This is a genomic window from Paraburkholderia acidiphila (assembly GCF_009789655.1).
Classification (GTDB): Bacteria; Pseudomonadota; Gammaproteobacteria; order Burkholderiales; family Burkholderiaceae; genus Paraburkholderia; species Paraburkholderia acidiphila.
In genome coordinates, this window is sequence record NZ_CP046910.1 from 338,710 (window position 1) to 353,009 (window position 14,300).

Annotated in this window: 14 protein-coding genes; 2 read left to right on the forward strand and 12 right to left on the reverse strand. The window is 67.3% G+C overall.

Going from position 1 to position 14,300, the window contains the following annotated elements; translation table 11 throughout:
* Nucleotides 1–19: 19 nt before the first annotated feature.
* From mdcH to FAZ97_RS16025, 8 genes are read right to left on the reverse strand one after another with little or no spacing between them, the layout of a single operon-like run.
* A complete protein-coding gene (mdcH, locus tag FAZ97_RS15990; RefSeq protein WP_158759440.1) occupies nt 20–958 on the reverse strand; it encodes a malonate decarboxylase subunit epsilon in 939 nt (312 codons plus the stop codon).
* The gene (locus FAZ97_RS15995; protein WP_158760950.1) at nt 955–1,632 is read right to left on the reverse strand and encodes a malonate decarboxylase holo-ACP synthase; all 678 of its coding nucleotides are present in this window, start codon (nt 1,630–1,632) and stop codon (nt 955–957) included. The genes mdcH and FAZ97_RS15995 overlap by 4 nt, the downstream gene beginning before the upstream one ends.
* Complete coding sequence (gene mdcE, locus FAZ97_RS16000; RefSeq protein ID WP_158759441.1) at nt 1,632–2,447, reverse strand: biotin-independent malonate decarboxylase subunit gamma; 816 nt, start codon at nt 2,445–2,447, stop codon at nt 1,632–1,634. Before mdcE ends, FAZ97_RS15995 begins: the two co-directional genes overlap by 1 nt.
* A complete protein-coding gene (locus FAZ97_RS16005) occupies nt 2,444–3,325 on the reverse strand; it encodes a biotin-independent malonate decarboxylase subunit beta (protein ID WP_158759442.1) in 882 nt (293 codons plus the stop codon). The genes mdcE and FAZ97_RS16005 overlap by 4 nt, the downstream gene beginning before the upstream one ends.
* The gene (locus FAZ97_RS16010; RefSeq protein ID WP_158759443.1) at nt 3,322–3,624 is read right to left on the reverse strand and encodes a malonate decarboxylase subunit delta; all 303 of its coding nucleotides are present in this window, start codon (nt 3,622–3,624) and stop codon (nt 3,322–3,324) included. Before FAZ97_RS16010 ends, FAZ97_RS16005 begins: the two co-directional genes overlap by 4 nt.
* On the reverse strand, nt 3,612–4,562 hold the full coding sequence (locus tag FAZ97_RS16015; protein ID WP_158759444.1) for a triphosphoribosyl-dephospho-CoA synthase: 951 nt from the start codon (nt 4,560–4,562) through the stop codon (nt 3,612–3,614). The genes FAZ97_RS16010 and FAZ97_RS16015 overlap by 13 nt, the downstream gene beginning before the upstream one ends.
* A gap of 12 nt (nt 4,563–4,574) precedes the next feature.
* Nucleotides 4,575–6,248, reverse strand: a complete 1,674-nt coding sequence (mdcA, locus tag FAZ97_RS16020) for a malonate decarboxylase subunit alpha (RefSeq protein WP_158759445.1) — start codon at nt 6,246–6,248, stop codon at nt 4,575–4,577.
* Nucleotides 6,232–7,008, reverse strand: a complete 777-nt coding sequence (locus tag FAZ97_RS16025; RefSeq protein WP_158759446.1) for a GntR family transcriptional regulator — start codon at nt 7,006–7,008, stop codon at nt 6,232–6,234. Before FAZ97_RS16025 ends, mdcA begins: the two co-directional genes overlap by 17 nt.
* 217 nt (nt 7,009–7,225) lie before the next feature.
* Here FAZ97_RS16025 and FAZ97_RS16030 point away from each other — a divergent pair, with 217 nt between their 5' ends.
* Nucleotides 7,226–8,527: an MFS transporter gene (locus tag FAZ97_RS16030; RefSeq protein ID WP_158759447.1), complete on the forward strand. Its 1,302-nt coding sequence runs from the start codon at nt 7,226–7,228 to the stop codon at nt 8,525–8,527.
* A 21-nt stretch (nt 8,528–8,548) separates the two neighbouring features.
* Here FAZ97_RS16030 and FAZ97_RS16035 read toward each other — a convergent pair whose 3' ends face one another.
* A complete protein-coding gene (locus tag FAZ97_RS16035; protein WP_158759448.1) occupies nt 8,549–9,475 on the reverse strand; it encodes a DMT family transporter in 927 nt (308 codons plus the stop codon).
* A gap of 149 nt (nt 9,476–9,624) precedes the next feature.
* Here FAZ97_RS16035 and FAZ97_RS16040 point away from each other — a divergent pair, with 149 nt between their 5' ends.
* The gene (locus tag FAZ97_RS16040) at nt 9,625–10,494 is read left to right on the forward strand and encodes a LysR family transcriptional regulator (protein WP_158759449.1); all 870 of its coding nucleotides are present in this window, start codon (nt 9,625–9,627) and stop codon (nt 10,492–10,494) included.
* Here the strand turns inward: FAZ97_RS16040 and FAZ97_RS16045 are convergent.
* From FAZ97_RS16045 to FAZ97_RS16055, 3 genes are read right to left on the reverse strand one after another with little or no spacing between them, the layout of a single operon-like run.
* On the reverse strand, nt 10,482–11,531 hold the full coding sequence (locus FAZ97_RS16045; RefSeq protein WP_158759450.1) for an ABC transporter ATP-binding protein: 1,050 nt from the start codon (nt 11,529–11,531) through the stop codon (nt 10,482–10,484). The genes FAZ97_RS16040 and FAZ97_RS16045 overlap by 13 nt on opposite strands.
* Before the next feature lie 19 nt (nt 11,532–11,550).
* Nucleotides 11,551–13,194 carry an ABC transporter permease gene (locus tag FAZ97_RS16050; protein WP_158760951.1) on the reverse strand — a complete coding sequence of 548 codons (1,644 nt, stop codon included), beginning with the start codon at nt 13,192–13,194 and terminating at the stop codon, nt 11,551–11,553.
* A 55-nt stretch (nt 13,195–13,249) separates the two neighbouring features.
* Nucleotides 13,250–14,269 carry an iron ABC transporter substrate-binding protein gene (locus tag FAZ97_RS16055; protein ID WP_158759451.1) on the reverse strand — a complete coding sequence of 340 codons (1,020 nt, stop codon included), beginning with the start codon at nt 14,267–14,269 and terminating at the stop codon, nt 13,250–13,252.
* Nucleotides 14,270–14,300 lie beyond the last annotated feature (31 nt).

Consider the following 14,300-nt stretch of genomic DNA (forward strand, 5'->3'; position numbering starts at 1 on the left):
GTCGGCGTCGGCAGCGCATTCAGGTGTCCTCGCCGAGCCGGCGCCGCACGATCGCAACAAGCCGCTCCAGCGGCAAACCTGAACTCGCGAGTGCGGCCACCTCGGGATACTGCTCGCGGGCGATGTCCGTGAGCACCTGACCGGGCGGTGCTTCGACCAGCACGCTCGCACCCGATTCGATCATGACCGTGTGCGCATCGTACCAGCGCACCGTGTAGCGCATGTTGGTGGCGAGATCGGCGTGGATGGCGTCGGCGTTGTAGAGCGGCCGGCCGCCGCGATTGTCCACATAAACGCCGCGTGGCGTGCGAAACGGTATGTCGCGCGACCACTCGGCGAGCGATTCGGCGGCTTCGGCCAATAGTTCGCAATGCGAAGGAACGGCCACTGCGAGCCGTTGCGCCTTGCGCGCACCAGCGGCGAGCGCGCGGGCCGCGAAGGCTTCGAGCGCGGCATCGGCGCCGGCCACGACGATCTGGCGCGGCGCGTTGACGTTCGCCACGTACACCTGTTCGCCGCACTCACGCGCAGACGCGTGAGCCAGTGTTTCCACCTGAGTCTCGCTCAACCCGGCAACGGCCGTGAGGCCATAGCCCGAGGGCCACGCGTTCTCCATCAGCTCGGCGCGTTTGCGCACCATGTGCAGCGCGTCGCCAAACGCCAGGGCCTCGCAGCTTACCGCGGCCGCATACGCGCCCACTGAAAGCCCGGCGCTGAACTGCGGCACGAGGTCTTCATGCGCGAGCGCGCGCGCCACGGCGACGCCCGCGACCGTGAGGCCGATCTGAACGGCAACCGTGGAGCGCAAGGCTTCGTCGCTATCGAGTGTGAGGACGTCGAAGCCGAGTGCGGCCGACGCCTCGTCGAGCGTGGCCCGCACTGCGTCGTGCTGCGGCAGTTTGTGGAGGAAGCCTGTGCTTTGCGCGCCCTGGCCGGGAAAGAGCAGGGCGAGCGTCATGGAGTGTGCCAAGGGTCGGCGACGAGTTGCGCGCCGCTCGAAGCGCGCGCCAGCACGCGCGGCTTGTGCATCGCGAGTTCGGCGAGCGCGACGCCGCCTGCGGGCGTTTCGAGTTGCGCGTCGATGCGTGTGCCGGCGCGGCTGGCGGCTTGCGCGAGGGCTTGCGCAAGCGAGTCGATCGCTGCGCGAGAGATGCGTTGCGGCACGCGAATCAGGATGTCGAGATCGCTCGATGCCGTGAGCGTGGGAACGCCCGTGGCCAACTCGAAACCGGCGCTGCCCGTGGGGCCCCAAACGTGATTGCGCAATGACGATGCAGGGGTGCGCAGGGCGGCTAGCGCGATAAACGCAGGCAGTGCGCGGCGTGCGTGCAGGGGATCGACTTCGAGAAGATCTTCCGGGCTCGCAGATGATTCGATATCCTCAATACCAAGCCACGTGCCGAAACGCTCCGAACGCACGCTGCCGCGTACGCCGACCGCCAGGACGCCTTCGGCAGCACGCGTGCGCCGCACGACGACCCAGGGCGCGCGAGCGAGCGCGCCGCGCACCCAATCCGGCTCGTTGTCGCAAGGCGCGAGGCGAGCGACGCGGAGCAGGTCGTGCGCGCGCCAGCGCGCGTCGTCCACGCGCGGCGCATCATCCGCAAACGGCGGGGCGGCGCACACGCGCATCAGCTGGCGTCCCACTGTTGCGCGAGGCGCTTGCGCACCTCGATCGACGCCGCGCGCGTGCGCTGCGCCGACTCGCCCTGCAAACGATGCGCGAGACCGCTCTTGTCGCCGCGCGCTTCGCGCACTTTCTGCGCGAGCACATCGCGCACGCGGGCGATCTGCGCGTCGCTGGGCGCGTCCGCGTCGACGCCCTCGATCAGCTCGTCGAGCAAACCGAGCTTCGCGAACGAGGCCATCGAATACGACATCGGCACGATCTTTTCGCCGAGTGCGTCGAGGTCTTCCACGCTGCGCCGCGTGACGCGCGCCGCCGCTTCCTTGCCCATGGCGTGGACCATCGTGCCGGGGGCGTCGAGCGCGACGATGCGATTGGCCTGATAACCATGGGCGAGGAACGCACCCGACATCGCCGGCCCGACGATCAGCGCCACCACGGGATGCCCGGCAAGCCGCGCGCTCGCATAGGCATCGACTGCGGAGGCGCAGGCGAGGTGAATGCCGAGCATCTCCTCGCGATAGCCATAGGCCTGGCTCTTCACATCGACGATCGCGATGATGGGGCGGCGCTTGCCGCTTGCGACGTCTTCCGCAATCGCTTCGCGCACGGCCTTCGCGAGCTGCCAGCCTTGTTCGAGGCCCACGACGTTGTCGCGCGCGCGCGGAAAGCGGTTAGCGGGATCGGGCACGACGGTGATGAAGCGCGCGGTCTCGTCGTTAAGCGACGCATCCGCATATTGCACGCATGCGCCCTGCAATTGCTCGCCCGCGAGGGCGCGCAGCCAGCGTGCGCCGCGGCTTGTCGTCGTATCGTTCATGCGTTTTCTCCGCTCAGGTTCAGGGGCGAAGCGGCAAACACCGCACGCATCGTTTCAGGGGTGACGGTGGCGGGATCGATCTGCGCGAGCTTCGCGAGCGTGCCCTCGACATCCGCCGATCGCGGCGTGCGCAGCGCGCCTTGTGCAAACGCCGCGCGCACGGCGGCGCGCACATCGTCAACGGCGTCGTCGACGAGCGCATCGGCGAAACCGGTTTGCGCGCGCTGTTCGCCGCCGATCAATTGCCACACCTGGCGGCGGTCGCTCGAATCGAGTTCCTCGATGCCGGCTTCCTGCTCGATCACCTCCGGACCATTCATGCCGAGACGGCCTTGTTTCGTCATCACGAGCGTCGAACACAGCGCGGCCGCGAGCGACATGCCGCCAAAACAGCCCACCATGCCCGCGATCACGCCGACCACGGGAATGTGCTTGCGCAATGCGACGATGGCCGACTGGATCTCCGCAATCACCGCGAGGCCGAGATTCGCTTCCTGCAGGCGCACGCCGCCGGTTTCGAACAGGATGACGGGCCGCACGATCTTGCCGCGCTCGCAGTCGGCGAGTGCCAGTTCGAGGGCGGCGGCGATCTTGCTGCCCGACACCTCGCCGATGCTGCCGCCCTGGAACGCCGATTCAATCGCGGCCACTACGGCCGGCTGGCCGTCGATGGTGCCACGCGCGATCACTGCGCCGTCGTCGGCCTGGCAGACGATGCCCTGCAACGGCAGCCACGGCGATTCGATCCGGTCGAACGGCCCGAGCAGTTCGCGAAACGTGCCCGCGTCCAGCACAGCGGTCGCGCGTTCGCGCGCGCTCAGTTCGATGAAGCTCTCGCGCAGCAGGGCGCCGGGCGTCAGTTGATTAGTGCTGCTCATGACTGCGCTCCCTGCGCCGCTTCCACGGCTTCCGCGAGCCGCAGCGCCACCACGCCGGGCGTGGCGCCGAAGTCGTTGATCTCGATGAGCGCCGCGCCGTCATAGCGCGTGAAGAAGCGGTCGAGCACGCTCTTCCAGATGTGGCTATAGCCGTCCACGCTCGTATGCACGACCACGCGCGCCTGCATGTCGGCGGCGGGCTGCAGCAGCACTTCGAGATCGCCCGAACCTACTACGCCCACGTGAGCGCGCGTCGTCACGGCGCGTTGCGCCGGATAGTCGAATGTCAGTTGTTCCATGAAACCGTCCTTCCGCCCATGCGGTGCTGAACCAGTTTGTCGATGAAGAGCGTCGCGGCGAGCAGATCGGCCGCGCCACCCGGCGATGCGTTGAGTGCGAGCAGCGCGCGTTCGAGCGCATCGAAGGCGGCGCGTCCGGCTTGCGTGGCGACGCCGCCCGCATCGCGCACGCGCTGCGCGCCCGCTTGCGCGGCCTCGCGCCCTGCCAGGCCCGCGCGGTGCAGCACGCAGGTGTCGTCGAGCGAGGCCATGATCGCGAGCAGGGCGTCCACGCGCGCGTGGGCTTCGTCGCGGCCTTGCGCACGCGCGGCATGCAGCGCGGGAAGGCCTGTGCGCACGACGTGCGGAAAGCCTTCTTGCGCTTCGCTGCGCGCGCCGCCCACGTTGTAGCGCTGGCGCACGCGCTCCCCGTTGCTTTGCACGGGTTGCGCGAGCAGGTCGTCGTAGCGCGCGATTTGCGCAGCCGTTTCGCAGATATACGCGGCATGCGCCCACGCGCTGTCGCTGCCTTGCGGCGTATGTACGATCGCCGCGCCCGCCACGAGCAGCCCGACGATCCAGATCGCACCGCGATGTGCATTGCTGCCTTGCGTCGCGCGCATCATCGCAGCTTCGCCTGCGCGGCCGATGCGCGCGAGATCGGTGCGCAGCGCCGTGCCGGGCGCGGCCCCGCGCGAGGCGCGCGCGAGCGCTTCGAACGTCGGTTCGAGCGCGTGCGCCGAGCGCAGCATCGTCGCGAGATCGAGATCGTTGTGCGCGCCACTACCGCGTGCGTCAACGAGCGCGGGCTTCGGCGTGAGGCGCGCCTCTTCGATCAGCGCGTCGCGTGCAAAGCGCGCGAGCTGCGCTTCGAAGCAGAGCGCTTCTGAATCGCCTGCATACGGCGCGCGCCGCGCAAGGCCCGCAGAGCCCTCGGCAAGCACAGTAAATGGAAGCATGCGCATCGCCGCTTACCAGCTGCGGAAACGAGCCGGCGGCGTGTAGAGCCCGCCCGACCACGTCACCAGATCGTCGATGCTGCGCGCCGCGAGCAGCGAGCGCTTGGCCTCGCCGCGCAGAATGCCGAGGTCCTCGGGAAACTGCACGATGCCGCGGCGGCGCAGTTCGTCGGTTTTCTGCTGTTGCGCGCGCAGGCCGATGGGCGTCACGCCCGCCACGGCCGCGAGCGCGGCACGGCGCTCGTCGATACCCTCAGCGCGATGCAGATGCGCAATGCCCTCCTCGGTCACGACATGGCTCACATCGTCGCCATAGATCATGACGGGCGCGACGGGCATGCCGCTCTTCTGGCCCACGGCGATGGCGTCGAGTTCATCCACGAAGGTCGGCTCGCCGCCTTTCTTCCAGGTCTCCGCCAGTTGCACCACGAGCTTGTGGCCACGCGAAACGGGACCGTTGTCCTTGAGCAGCTTGAGCCACGCTTCGCTCGCATGGCGCCGCCCGCGCGGATCGTGGCCCATGTTCGGCGCGCCGCCGAAGCCCGCGAGCCGCCCGCGCGTGACGGTGGACGAATTCGCGTCCGCGTCGATCTGCAGCGTCGAGCCGATGAAGAGGTCCACGGCATACTGGCCTGCGAGCTGGCACAGCACGCGGTTCGAGCGCAGGCTGCCGTCGCTGCCGGTGAAGAACACGTCGGGGCGCGCGGCGATATACGCTTCCATGCCCACTTCGCTGCCGAAGCAATGCACGCTTTCCACCCAGCCCGATTCGATGGCGGGAATCAGCGTGGGGTGCGGATTGAGCGTCCAGTTGCGGCAGATCTTGCCCTTGAGACCGAGCGACTCGCCATACGTGGGCAGCAGCAGTTCGATAGCGGCGGTGTCGAAGCCAATGCCGTGATTGAGCGCGGCGATGCCATAAGGCGCATAGATGCCCTTGATGACCATCATCGCGGTGAGCACCTGCAAGTCGCCAATATGACGCGGATCGCGCGTAAAGAGCGGTTCGACCGCGAACGGCCGGTCGGCCTGCACGACCACGTCGACCCACGAGCCCGGAATGTCCACGCGCGGCAGCTCATCGACGATTTCGTTCACCTGAACGATCACGATGCCCTGGCTGAACGCGGCGGCCTCGGCGATGGTCGGGGTGTCTTCGGTGTTCGGGCCGGTGTAGAGATTGCCGTGGCGGTCGGCTTTTTCGGCGCACAGCAGAGCGACCTGGGGAATCAGGTCCACGAACATGCGCGCGTACAGCTCGACATAGGTATGGATCGCGCCCACTTCGAGCTGGCCGTCTTCGAGCAACTGCGCGACGCGCAGGCTCTGTGGGCCCGCGAACGCAAAGTCCACGCGGTGCGCAATGCCGCGCTCGAACAGCGTGAGATGCTCGGGGCGGCTGATGCTCGAAATCAGCAGATGAACGTTGTTGACCTTGGCCGGGTCTGCCTTTGCGAGGGAGCGCGAAAGGAAGTCGGCCTGCTTCTGGTTGTCGCCTTCTAGCGCGACGCGGTCGCCCGGGCGAATCAGCAGTTCGAGCGCATCGGTCATGCGCGAGGCGGGCAGGACGCCGTCTTCGAGCCAGCCGGAAATGGCGGCGAGGCGGCGGGCCTTTTCGTCGCGGCGCGTGGTCCACGAGCGCGGCGCGAGGTCAGGCGAGGTTGGCGTATCAGCTTGAGGCTTCATCGGCAGTTCGGCTCCGTGAGCGGGTAGAGGCGGCGCGCGGCTTGGCGGCGGTTTGTGCTGAAGGTGGCACAGCCGGCAGCGCGGCGCGCTCGGTCAGGAAACGGTAGATGAGTTCGCCCGTGCCGAGCAGGTGCTCGGCCACGAGCTTTTGCGCGGTGGCAACGTCGCCGCGCTTCACGGCGGCGAGAATTTCGGTGTGCTCACTATCGGATTCGCCCTTGTATTCGGGAAAGCCGAATTTCAGGCGCAGATAGCGTTCGCCGCGGCGATGGAGCGCGGTGAGCATCTCCAGCAACTGTGGACGGCCGGCGGGCGCGTAGAGGCTCATGTGAAAGGCCTCGTTGCGCGCGACGTACAGCGACGGATCGCGTTCGCGTTTCGCGGCGGCGGCCAGCGCAGCCACTTCGCGCAGCGTGGCGCTCGTGTGATTCGGAATGGCGAGGCCGAGCGCGAGGCTTTCGAGCGCGGAGCGGATCTCGTAGATCTCGCGCGCTTCGTCGGCGGAAAGCGAGGCCACGCTCGCGCCCTTGTTCACCTCGATCTTCGCCCAGCCTTCGCTCGCGAGCTGGCGCAGCGCCTCGCGCACGGGGATTGCGCTGACCGAAAAATGCCGCGCGATCGCGTCCTGGCGCAGCGGCGCGTTGGGCGCGAGCTTGCCCTCGACGATCGCGCTGCGCAAGGCGTCGGCGATCATGCGCGAGGTGCTGGTGCGGGGCGCGGCAGCGCCTTCCAGGGGAAAACCATTCGTTGCGTCGCTCATGAGATCACATATTATATATAAAACGACCAAGGCGAAAGCCTCGAAAACCCGCAACATAGAAACACCAGAATCACTATAGACGGGTAAGAAGAACGGGGGCTTACAGGGAGTTCCTGAAGGGGGCCGGCACTGCCGCGGCCTGCATTTCCGCGTTTCGTGGCGCGTGTGCGCATCCTGCTGCGCGTGCCGGCGAGGCATCAAAGGAGAGAGGAGCATCATGAATTCGATCACCGAGTCCGCGCGGCGTACTCGCACCAAGACACCGCTCAACCGGTCGCAGATCGCCGGTTTCTGGGGCGCCTGGGCAGGCTGGACGCTCGACGGGATGGACTCGTTCATCTACGCACTCGTGCTCACGCCCGCGCTCACGGAGCTGTTGCCGCGCTCGGGCTATGAGGCGAGCGCGGCGAACATCGGGCTTGCCGGCTCGATCCTGTTCGCGCTCTTCCTCGTAGGCTGGGGCCTGTCGTTCATCTGGGGGCCGCTCGCCGACCGCTTCGGCCGCACGCGCGTGCTGGCCGGCACCATCTTCATGTTTGCGATCTTCACGGGACTTTCGGCCACCGCGCAGAGCGTGTGGTCGCTTGGTTTTTATCGTTTTCTCGCGGGCGTGGGCATAGGTGGGGAGTGGGCGCTCGCGGGCACTTACGTGGCCGAATCGTGGCCCGAAGATCGCCGCAAGATGGGTGCGGGCTATCTGCAGACCGGCTATTACGCGGGCTTCTTCATTGCTGCCGCGCTCAATTACACGGTCGGCGTGCACTTCGGCTGGCGTGCGATGTTCCTCACCGGCGCAGTGCCGGTGGTGGTGGCGATTCTCGTGCTCACGCGTGTGGAGGAACCGGCGAAGTGGCAGAAGTCGGAGGCGAGCCATGTGCATCGCGGCCGTCCGTTGCGGGAAATCTTCGGCGATGTGTACCGCATGCGTACCGTGGTGGCGTGCGCTTTGCTAACCATCGCGATCATCGGCTTGTGGGCAGGTGCGGTTTATGAACCGTCCGCTGTGATCCAGCTTGCTACGAAGGCGGGTGCGAACAAGGCCGAGGCGATCCGCACGGCTTCGATCGCCACGGGCATCCTGTCGATCGGCACGATCCTGGGCTGCCTCGCATTGCCGCCCATGGCCGAGCGAATCGGCCGCAGATGGACGCTCGCCGTCTATTTCGCGGGCATGGCCGTAACGATCGCCGCGAGCTTCGGCTGGGCGTTCTACCTGGAGAACGGACTCGTGCCGTTTATCGCGCTGCTCTTCGTGCTGGGTTTCTTTGGCGGCAACTTCGCGCTCTTCAGCCTCTGGTTGCCCGAGCAGTTCGAAACGCGCGTGCGCGCTACGGCATTCGCGTTCTGCACGTCGTTTGGCCGCTTCGTGGGCGCGGGCGTGAACTTCCTGCTTGGCGCCGCGGTGCTGCGCATGCACACGCTTGGCGTGCCGGTTGCGCTCACCGCGCTGGCCTTCGTTCTCGGACTCCTGATCATTCCGTTTGCGCCGGAAACGAAGGGTCAAACGCTGCCTTCCTGATCCCGCCATGCGGCGCGTTGGCTAGCGCCGCGCCTTCACGAGCCTCGGCGGCAACAGGCGCCAGCCGAGATTGACGCCGAGGCTCGCCGCCACGATCAGCACCATGCCCGCAAGCTGAGGCACGCTCAGCGCGCGGCCGTAGACGATCGCATCGACGGCGATCGCGGTGAGCGGATACACGAACAACAGCACGGCGATCACGGGCGTGGTCAGCATCGGCAGCGCACCGTAGATCAGCACGTACGAAAGCCCCGTGTGCAGCACGCCCATGCCCACGAGCCAGCCCCATTGCGTGGCCGAAATATGCGCGAATTCGAGCGGCGCGAAAAACGGCGCGATGAGCGGCAGGCACACCGAACCCACCACGCATTGCGTTAGCGTCAGCAGATGCGGGCGAAAGTTGCGCAGGCTCTTGGCGATGAGCGTGACGCTTGCATAGAGCACCGAGCCGCCCAGCGACTCGCCGATGCCGATCATGTAGCTCGTGCGGTCGGCCACATGGGTTTCCGCGAGCACGCCGGATGCGAGCACGAGCCCCGCGAACGCAATGCCGATCCAGCCCAGCCGGTCGGCGCCGAGCCGCTCGTGAAAGAGCGCGGCGCCCATCAGCACGACCCAGAACGGCTGCACATGGAACACGACCGTCGAAACGGCAATGCTCGTGCGATGGATCGCGTCGAAGAAGGCCACCCACTGCGTGACCATCAGCACGCCTGAGATCACCGCGAGCGCGAGCGTGCGGCGCGTGAACTGCCGTGGCGAGAGCCAGCCCTTGTACGCGCAGTACGCGGCGAGCGAGAGCATGCCGAAAAAGCAGCGGAAGAACACGAGCGTGAGCGCGCCGAGGCGCGCCTCTTCAACGAACACGCCGATCGTGCCCATCAAGAGGCCGCCGCCCGCGAGCATGAGGACGCCTTGCTGGCGGTTGCCGTGGTGTTCGGATTGCATGGCCGGAGAAGGGAAATCGTAAGCGAATTGGAGACAGGCTAAGTATTCGCCGGTTGCAGGGCGCGCGCAAACGAATTAAATTGAAGAATTCCATCAACGCAGCTTATGAATGGAAGGGCCATCCCCGGCCATTGCCAGCCTCAGCGCGTATGAACCCCGAATTCGATATCGATTTGTTGCGCACCTTCGCCGCCGTGGCGGACGCGGGCAGCTTCACGAAGGGCGCTGTGGCCGTGCATCGTTCGCAGGCGGCCGTGAGCATGCAGATCAAGCGGCTCGAGCAGATGCTCGGCACCACGCTGTTCACGCGCGATACGCGTAATCTCGCGCTCACGCGGCCTGGCAACACGCTGCTCGAATATGCGCGTCGCGCGCTCGATTTGCAGGAGGAGGCGTGGGCGGCGCTGGTGCGGCCCGAGGTGACAGGGCGCGTGGTGCTCGGCGCGCCCGACGACTATATGGCGTCGCTGCTTTCGCCGGTGTTGCGGCGCTTTTCGACTCTTTATCCGCACGTGGAGATCGAGATCGTCTGTGCGCAGAGCGTCGCGCTCGGGCCGATGCTGGCGGACAACAAGATCGATATCGCGTTCGTCACGCGCGACCGCAAGATGCGCGGCGAATTCGTGCGGGCCGAGGAAATGGTGTGGGTGGGGTCCGCCACCGACCCCGCGCCGCTCGCGATGTCGCCGCTGCCGGTGGGGCTTTACGAGCATGGCAGCGTGGCGCGCGCGCATACCGTGGCGGCGCTAGATGCCGCGCACATCCGCTACCGCGCCGCCTATAGCAGCGCGAGTTTGATGGGTTTGACCGCGACGGTGGAGGCGGGCATTGCGATTGTCGCGCTCACGCGTTGCAGCGTACCGTCGCGCTTCGCGATCCTCGGCGAGGCGCAGGGCCTGCCGAAGATCGAGCCGCTGGAGATCGTGGTGGCGCGCAGCGTGAAATCGAATCGCCCGACTTGCGACTACCTCGCGCAGCAGATGGTGCAGGACCTTTCGGTGCCGCGTCAGCGCGGGTAGACGCTCACTTCGCCGCCCACCGCGAGCCGCACGCGCTCGCCTTCGCGTGGCGTGCGATAGCCGGGCACGCGCGCACGGACCGTTGCGTGCGCATCGATCAGCTGCAGCGTGAGCGCGGCGTCCTGGCCCTGGAAGGTGATGGCGCGCACTACCGCTTCCAGCGCGCCTTCGCGTTGGGTGGTCTCAGGTAGCACGTCGATCTGCTCGGGGCGCAGCATCACGTCGACGGCACCCTCCGCGCCATACTGGTCTTGCTGGATCGGCAGCGCGCCGAGCACGCAGTGCGCCCGCCCATTGGCTACCGTACCCGGCAGCAGCACTGCTTCGCCGATGAAGGCCGCGAGCTCGCGCGTGGCCGGGCGGCGATAGAGCGTTTGCGGCGGCCCGCTTTGCAACAGCTTTCCGCGCCACAGCACGGCAACTTCATGGCCGAGCGAAAGCGCCTCGGCCTGGTCGTGCGTCACGAGCACGGCGGTCGCACCAGCGGCGGCGAGCGCGCGCGCCACGGCTTCGCGCGTTTCGACACGCAGCGCGGCATCGAGCGACGAGAACGGCTCGTCGAGCATCACGAGGCCGGGCGAGGGCGCGAGTGCGCGAGCGAGCGCCACGCGCTGCTGCTGGCCGCCAGAGAGTTGCTGCGGCGCGCGCGATGCATAGGATTCCGGAAGACCGACGAGTTCGAGCAATTCGGCCACGCGATGACGTGCGCGGCGCTGCGCGCGCGGCAGGCCGAATACGATGTTCTCGGCGACGGTGAGGTGCGGAAAGAGCGCGCCTTCCTGCGGCACATAGCCGATATGGCGCTGCTCGGTGGGCAGGTGCAGCCGGTCGCCGGCCACGCGGCGGCCGTCGATTTCGATCGTGCCCGCGTCGGCGCGCTCGAAGCCGCACAGCACGCGCAGCAGCGTAGTCTTGCCGCTGCCCGAAGGCCCGAGCAAGGCGACGAGCGAACCCGAACGCACGGAGAGGTCGATGCCGTGCAGAACCGGATGGCCGTCGAAGGCCTTCTGCAGGCCGGAAATGCGAAGTGTGCTCATGGTCGAAGCGAAGTAAGGCTCAAGCGTCGTCGGACGGCGCGTTGGCCGTATCGACCGACATATTCACGGACGCATGTCCCGCGAGCGCGGAGCGGCCTGCAAACGCGAACAGCAGACCCGAAGCGGCGAGCGAAAGCGCGGTAAGCAATGCGGCATACGGCGCAGCGGCTGCGAACGCGAGCGTCGAGGTATCGGTCCACACCTGCGTGGCGAGCGTGTGCGTGCCGATCGGCGCGAGCAGCAGTGTGGCGTTGAGTTCGGTGACCACGGAGATGAACACCATCGAAGCGGCCGCGCCAAGGCCCGGCCCCGCGAGCGGCAGCACGACGCGACGTAGCGTGGCGAACCAGCCGAGGCCCAGTGCGCGCGCAGTATCTTCGAGGCGCTGCTGCGCCTGCATGAGCGCCGCGCGCACGCTCACGAGCGCGAGGGGTAGACAGAGGATCGCGTACGCCGTAATCAGCAGCGTGGTGCCCTGATAGAGCGGTTCGAGCGCGCGCACGGCGAGCGAGACGATGGCCAGCGCAATGACGAGACTGGGCACGCCTTGCGCGATAAAGGCCGTGCGTTCGAGAAATGTGGCGGCGCGGCCGGGATAGCGCGCAAGCAGATACGCGAGCGGCAGCGCGAGCAGTACGGTGAAAAACGCGGCGGTGAGGCCAAGGCGCAGCGAGGCGAGCGTGGTCGAAACCAGCAGCTCCGGCGAGACATCGGCGGGCGTGATCGCGGCGGCGCCGGGCTGCGTGAGCCAGTAGCCGATCATCGCGAGCGGCACGCCGAGCGTCGCCACATTGAGCGCGACGAAACCCGCCGCAACGGGCCAGCGCCAGCGGCCGAGCGCATGGCGAGCGCTCGCGCGGCGCGCGCCGCGATCCACGCGCTCGTAGCGCGAGCGACCGCGCACACGAAACTCGAGCATGAGACACACGAGACAGAGCAGGATCAGCACACAGGCCAGCAGCGAGGCGCCGCCGCCATCGAAGCTCGTGCGGTACTCCGCGTAAATCTCGGTGGTGAACGTGCGAAAGCGCAGCAGCGTGAACGCGCCGAATTCGGAGAGCACGCCGAGCGCAACGAGCAGCATCGAGCCGAACAGCGCAGGCCGCAATTGCGGCAGCACGACACGCACGAAAACGGCCCAGCGGTTGCAGCCGAGCGCGCGCGCCGACTCCTCGAGCGCGGGGTCGAGGCCGCGCAGCGCGGCGGCAACCGGCAAGTAGACGAGCGGGAAATAAGCCGTCGTGATGACGATGAACGCGCCGAGAAAGTCCTGTAAATCGAGGCTCAGCGAGACCCACGCATAGCTCGTGACGAACGCGGGCATGGCGAGCGGCGCGGCGGCGAGGAGCGCCCACGCGCGCCGCCCAGGCACGTCCGTGCGCTCGACGAGCCACGCTACCGCGGTGCCGAGCACCGCGCAAGCGAGCGTGGCCGAAACGGTGATCGAGAGCGTGTTGACGAGCAGTTCGCCAACCAGCGGCCGGAAGATCAGCTCGGCGGCGTCGGCCAGACCAAATGACAACGCGCGCCAGAACGTCAGCGCGAGCGGCAGCAGCACCAGCAGCGGGCCGAGCGCGGCGGCGGCAAAAAGCGCGCGCGGCGCACGCCGCTGCGCGCGTTGGGGAGGGCCCGCCGCGACATCCGCTTGATGAGACTCGGGCACGGCCTGCGCCGTGGTAACGGCTTCGCTCACGATCTTGCTTCGAACTCCATACGGGTTACAGCAGGCCAGCCTGACGCAGCAGTTTGCCCGCCTGGCTGTCGTCGCCGAGCTGCTGGATGGTCAGCGCGGGCGGCTTCAGCTGGTCGAACGGCTTGTTGATGGGGTCGCTCGCCACGCCGGGACGCAGCGGGTACTCGTAGCTGATATGGTCCTGCGCCATCAGCTTTTGCGCACGCTCGCTCACGAGGTAGGCGAGGAACTTCTGCGCACCGTCCACATTGTGCGCGGACTTCATCACGGCGGCACCCGAAACGTTGACGAGCGCGCCCACGTCGCCATCGGCGAAGTGCGCGACCGCACTCTGCGTTTTCTTGTCGCCGATCTCGGCGTGCAGGCGGTCCCAGTAGTAGTTGTTGATGATGCCGGTGGCGACTGCGCCGCGATTCACGGCCGCGACCACGCCTTCATCGTCGTCGAAGATCTGCGAGTTGGTCTTCAGACCTTTGAGCCATTCGAGCGTCGCGGCTTCGCCCTTCACGGCGAGCACGGCGTCGACGAGCGGCAGGAAGTCGGCGTCGCTCGGCGCGATGCCGACCTTGCCTTTCCATTCGGGCCTGGCCAGATCGAAAATCGATTTCGGCAATTGCGCGGGCTGCACCTTTGCCGTGTTGTACGCGAGCACGTTCTCGCGCGCGGTCACGCCCACCCATTGTCCTTGCGGCGAGTTAAAGCGTGCGGGCACGGTTGCGAGCGTCGCTTGCTGGACGGGGGCGAGCAGGCCCTTTTCTTCCAGCAGCATCAGTTCCGGCGAATTCTCGGTGAAGTAGACGTCGGCGGGCGTCTTCTCGCCTTCGGCGACGAGCTGCGCCGCGAGCGCCGGGCCTTCGCCGCTGCGGATCTTCACGTCGATGCCGCTTTGTTGCTCGAAGTCCTTCGCGAGCTGGTTCACGACCTGCTCGTGCTGCGCGTTGTAGAGCGTGATCGAGGCGGCGTGCGCCGCGAGCGGCAGCATGCCTGCAAGCGCGAGCGAGAGGGCGGCGGCGCGCAGCGGCGTGCGCATCATGGAAATTTTCATATTGCTTCGTTGTCCGTTGTTATCGATGTGT

What these genes read in the sequence shown, in the direction of transcription:
- FAZ97_RS15995 (WP_158760950.1), bottom strand. Translation starts at nt 1,632, where the DNA reads ATGCGCGTGTGCGCCGCCCCGCCGTTTGCGGATGATGCGCCGCGCGTG.
- FAZ97_RS16005 (WP_158759442.1), bottom strand. Translation starts at nt 3,325, where the DNA reads ATGAGCAGCACTAATCAACTGACGCCCGGCGCCCTGCTGCGCGAGAGC.
- FAZ97_RS16045 (WP_158759450.1), bottom strand. Translation starts at nt 11,531, where the DNA reads ATGAGCACACTTCGCATTTCCGGCCTGCAGAAGGCCTTCGACGGCCAT.
- mdcA (WP_158759445.1), bottom strand. Translation starts at nt 6,248, where the DNA reads ATGAAGCCTCAAGCTGATACGCCAACCTCGCCTGACCTCGCGCCGCGC.
- FAZ97_RS16010 (WP_158759443.1), bottom strand. Translation starts at nt 3,624, where the DNA reads ATGGAACAACTGACATTCGACTATCCGGCGCAACGCGCCGTGACGACG.
- FAZ97_RS16055 (WP_158759451.1), bottom strand. Translation starts at nt 14,269, where the DNA reads ATGAAAATTTCCATGATGCGCACGCCGCTGCGCGCCGCCGCCCTCTCG.
- FAZ97_RS16035 (WP_158759448.1), bottom strand. Translation starts at nt 9,475, where the DNA reads ATGCAATCCGAACACCACGGCAACCGCCAGCAAGGCGTCCTCATGCTC.
- FAZ97_RS16030 (WP_158759447.1), top strand. Translation starts at nt 7,226, where the DNA reads ATGAATTCGATCACCGAGTCCGCGCGGCGTACTCGCACCAAGACACCG.
- FAZ97_RS16025 (WP_158759446.1), bottom strand. Translation starts at nt 7,008, where the DNA reads ATGAGCGACGCAACGAATGGTTTTCCCCTGGAAGGCGCTGCCGCGCCC.
- mdcH (WP_158759440.1), bottom strand. Translation starts at nt 958, where the DNA reads ATGACGCTCGCCCTGCTCTTTCCCGGCCAGGGCGCGCAAAGCACAGGC.
- FAZ97_RS16040 (WP_158759449.1), top strand. Translation starts at nt 9,625, where the DNA reads ATGAACCCCGAATTCGATATCGATTTGTTGCGCACCTTCGCCGCCGTG.
- mdcE (WP_158759441.1), bottom strand. Translation starts at nt 2,447, where the DNA reads ATGAACGATACGACGACAAGCCGCGGCGCACGCTGGCTGCGCGCCCTC.
- FAZ97_RS16015 (WP_158759444.1), bottom strand. Translation starts at nt 4,562, where the DNA reads ATGCTTCCATTTACTGTGCTTGCCGAGGGCTCTGCGGGCCTTGCGCGG.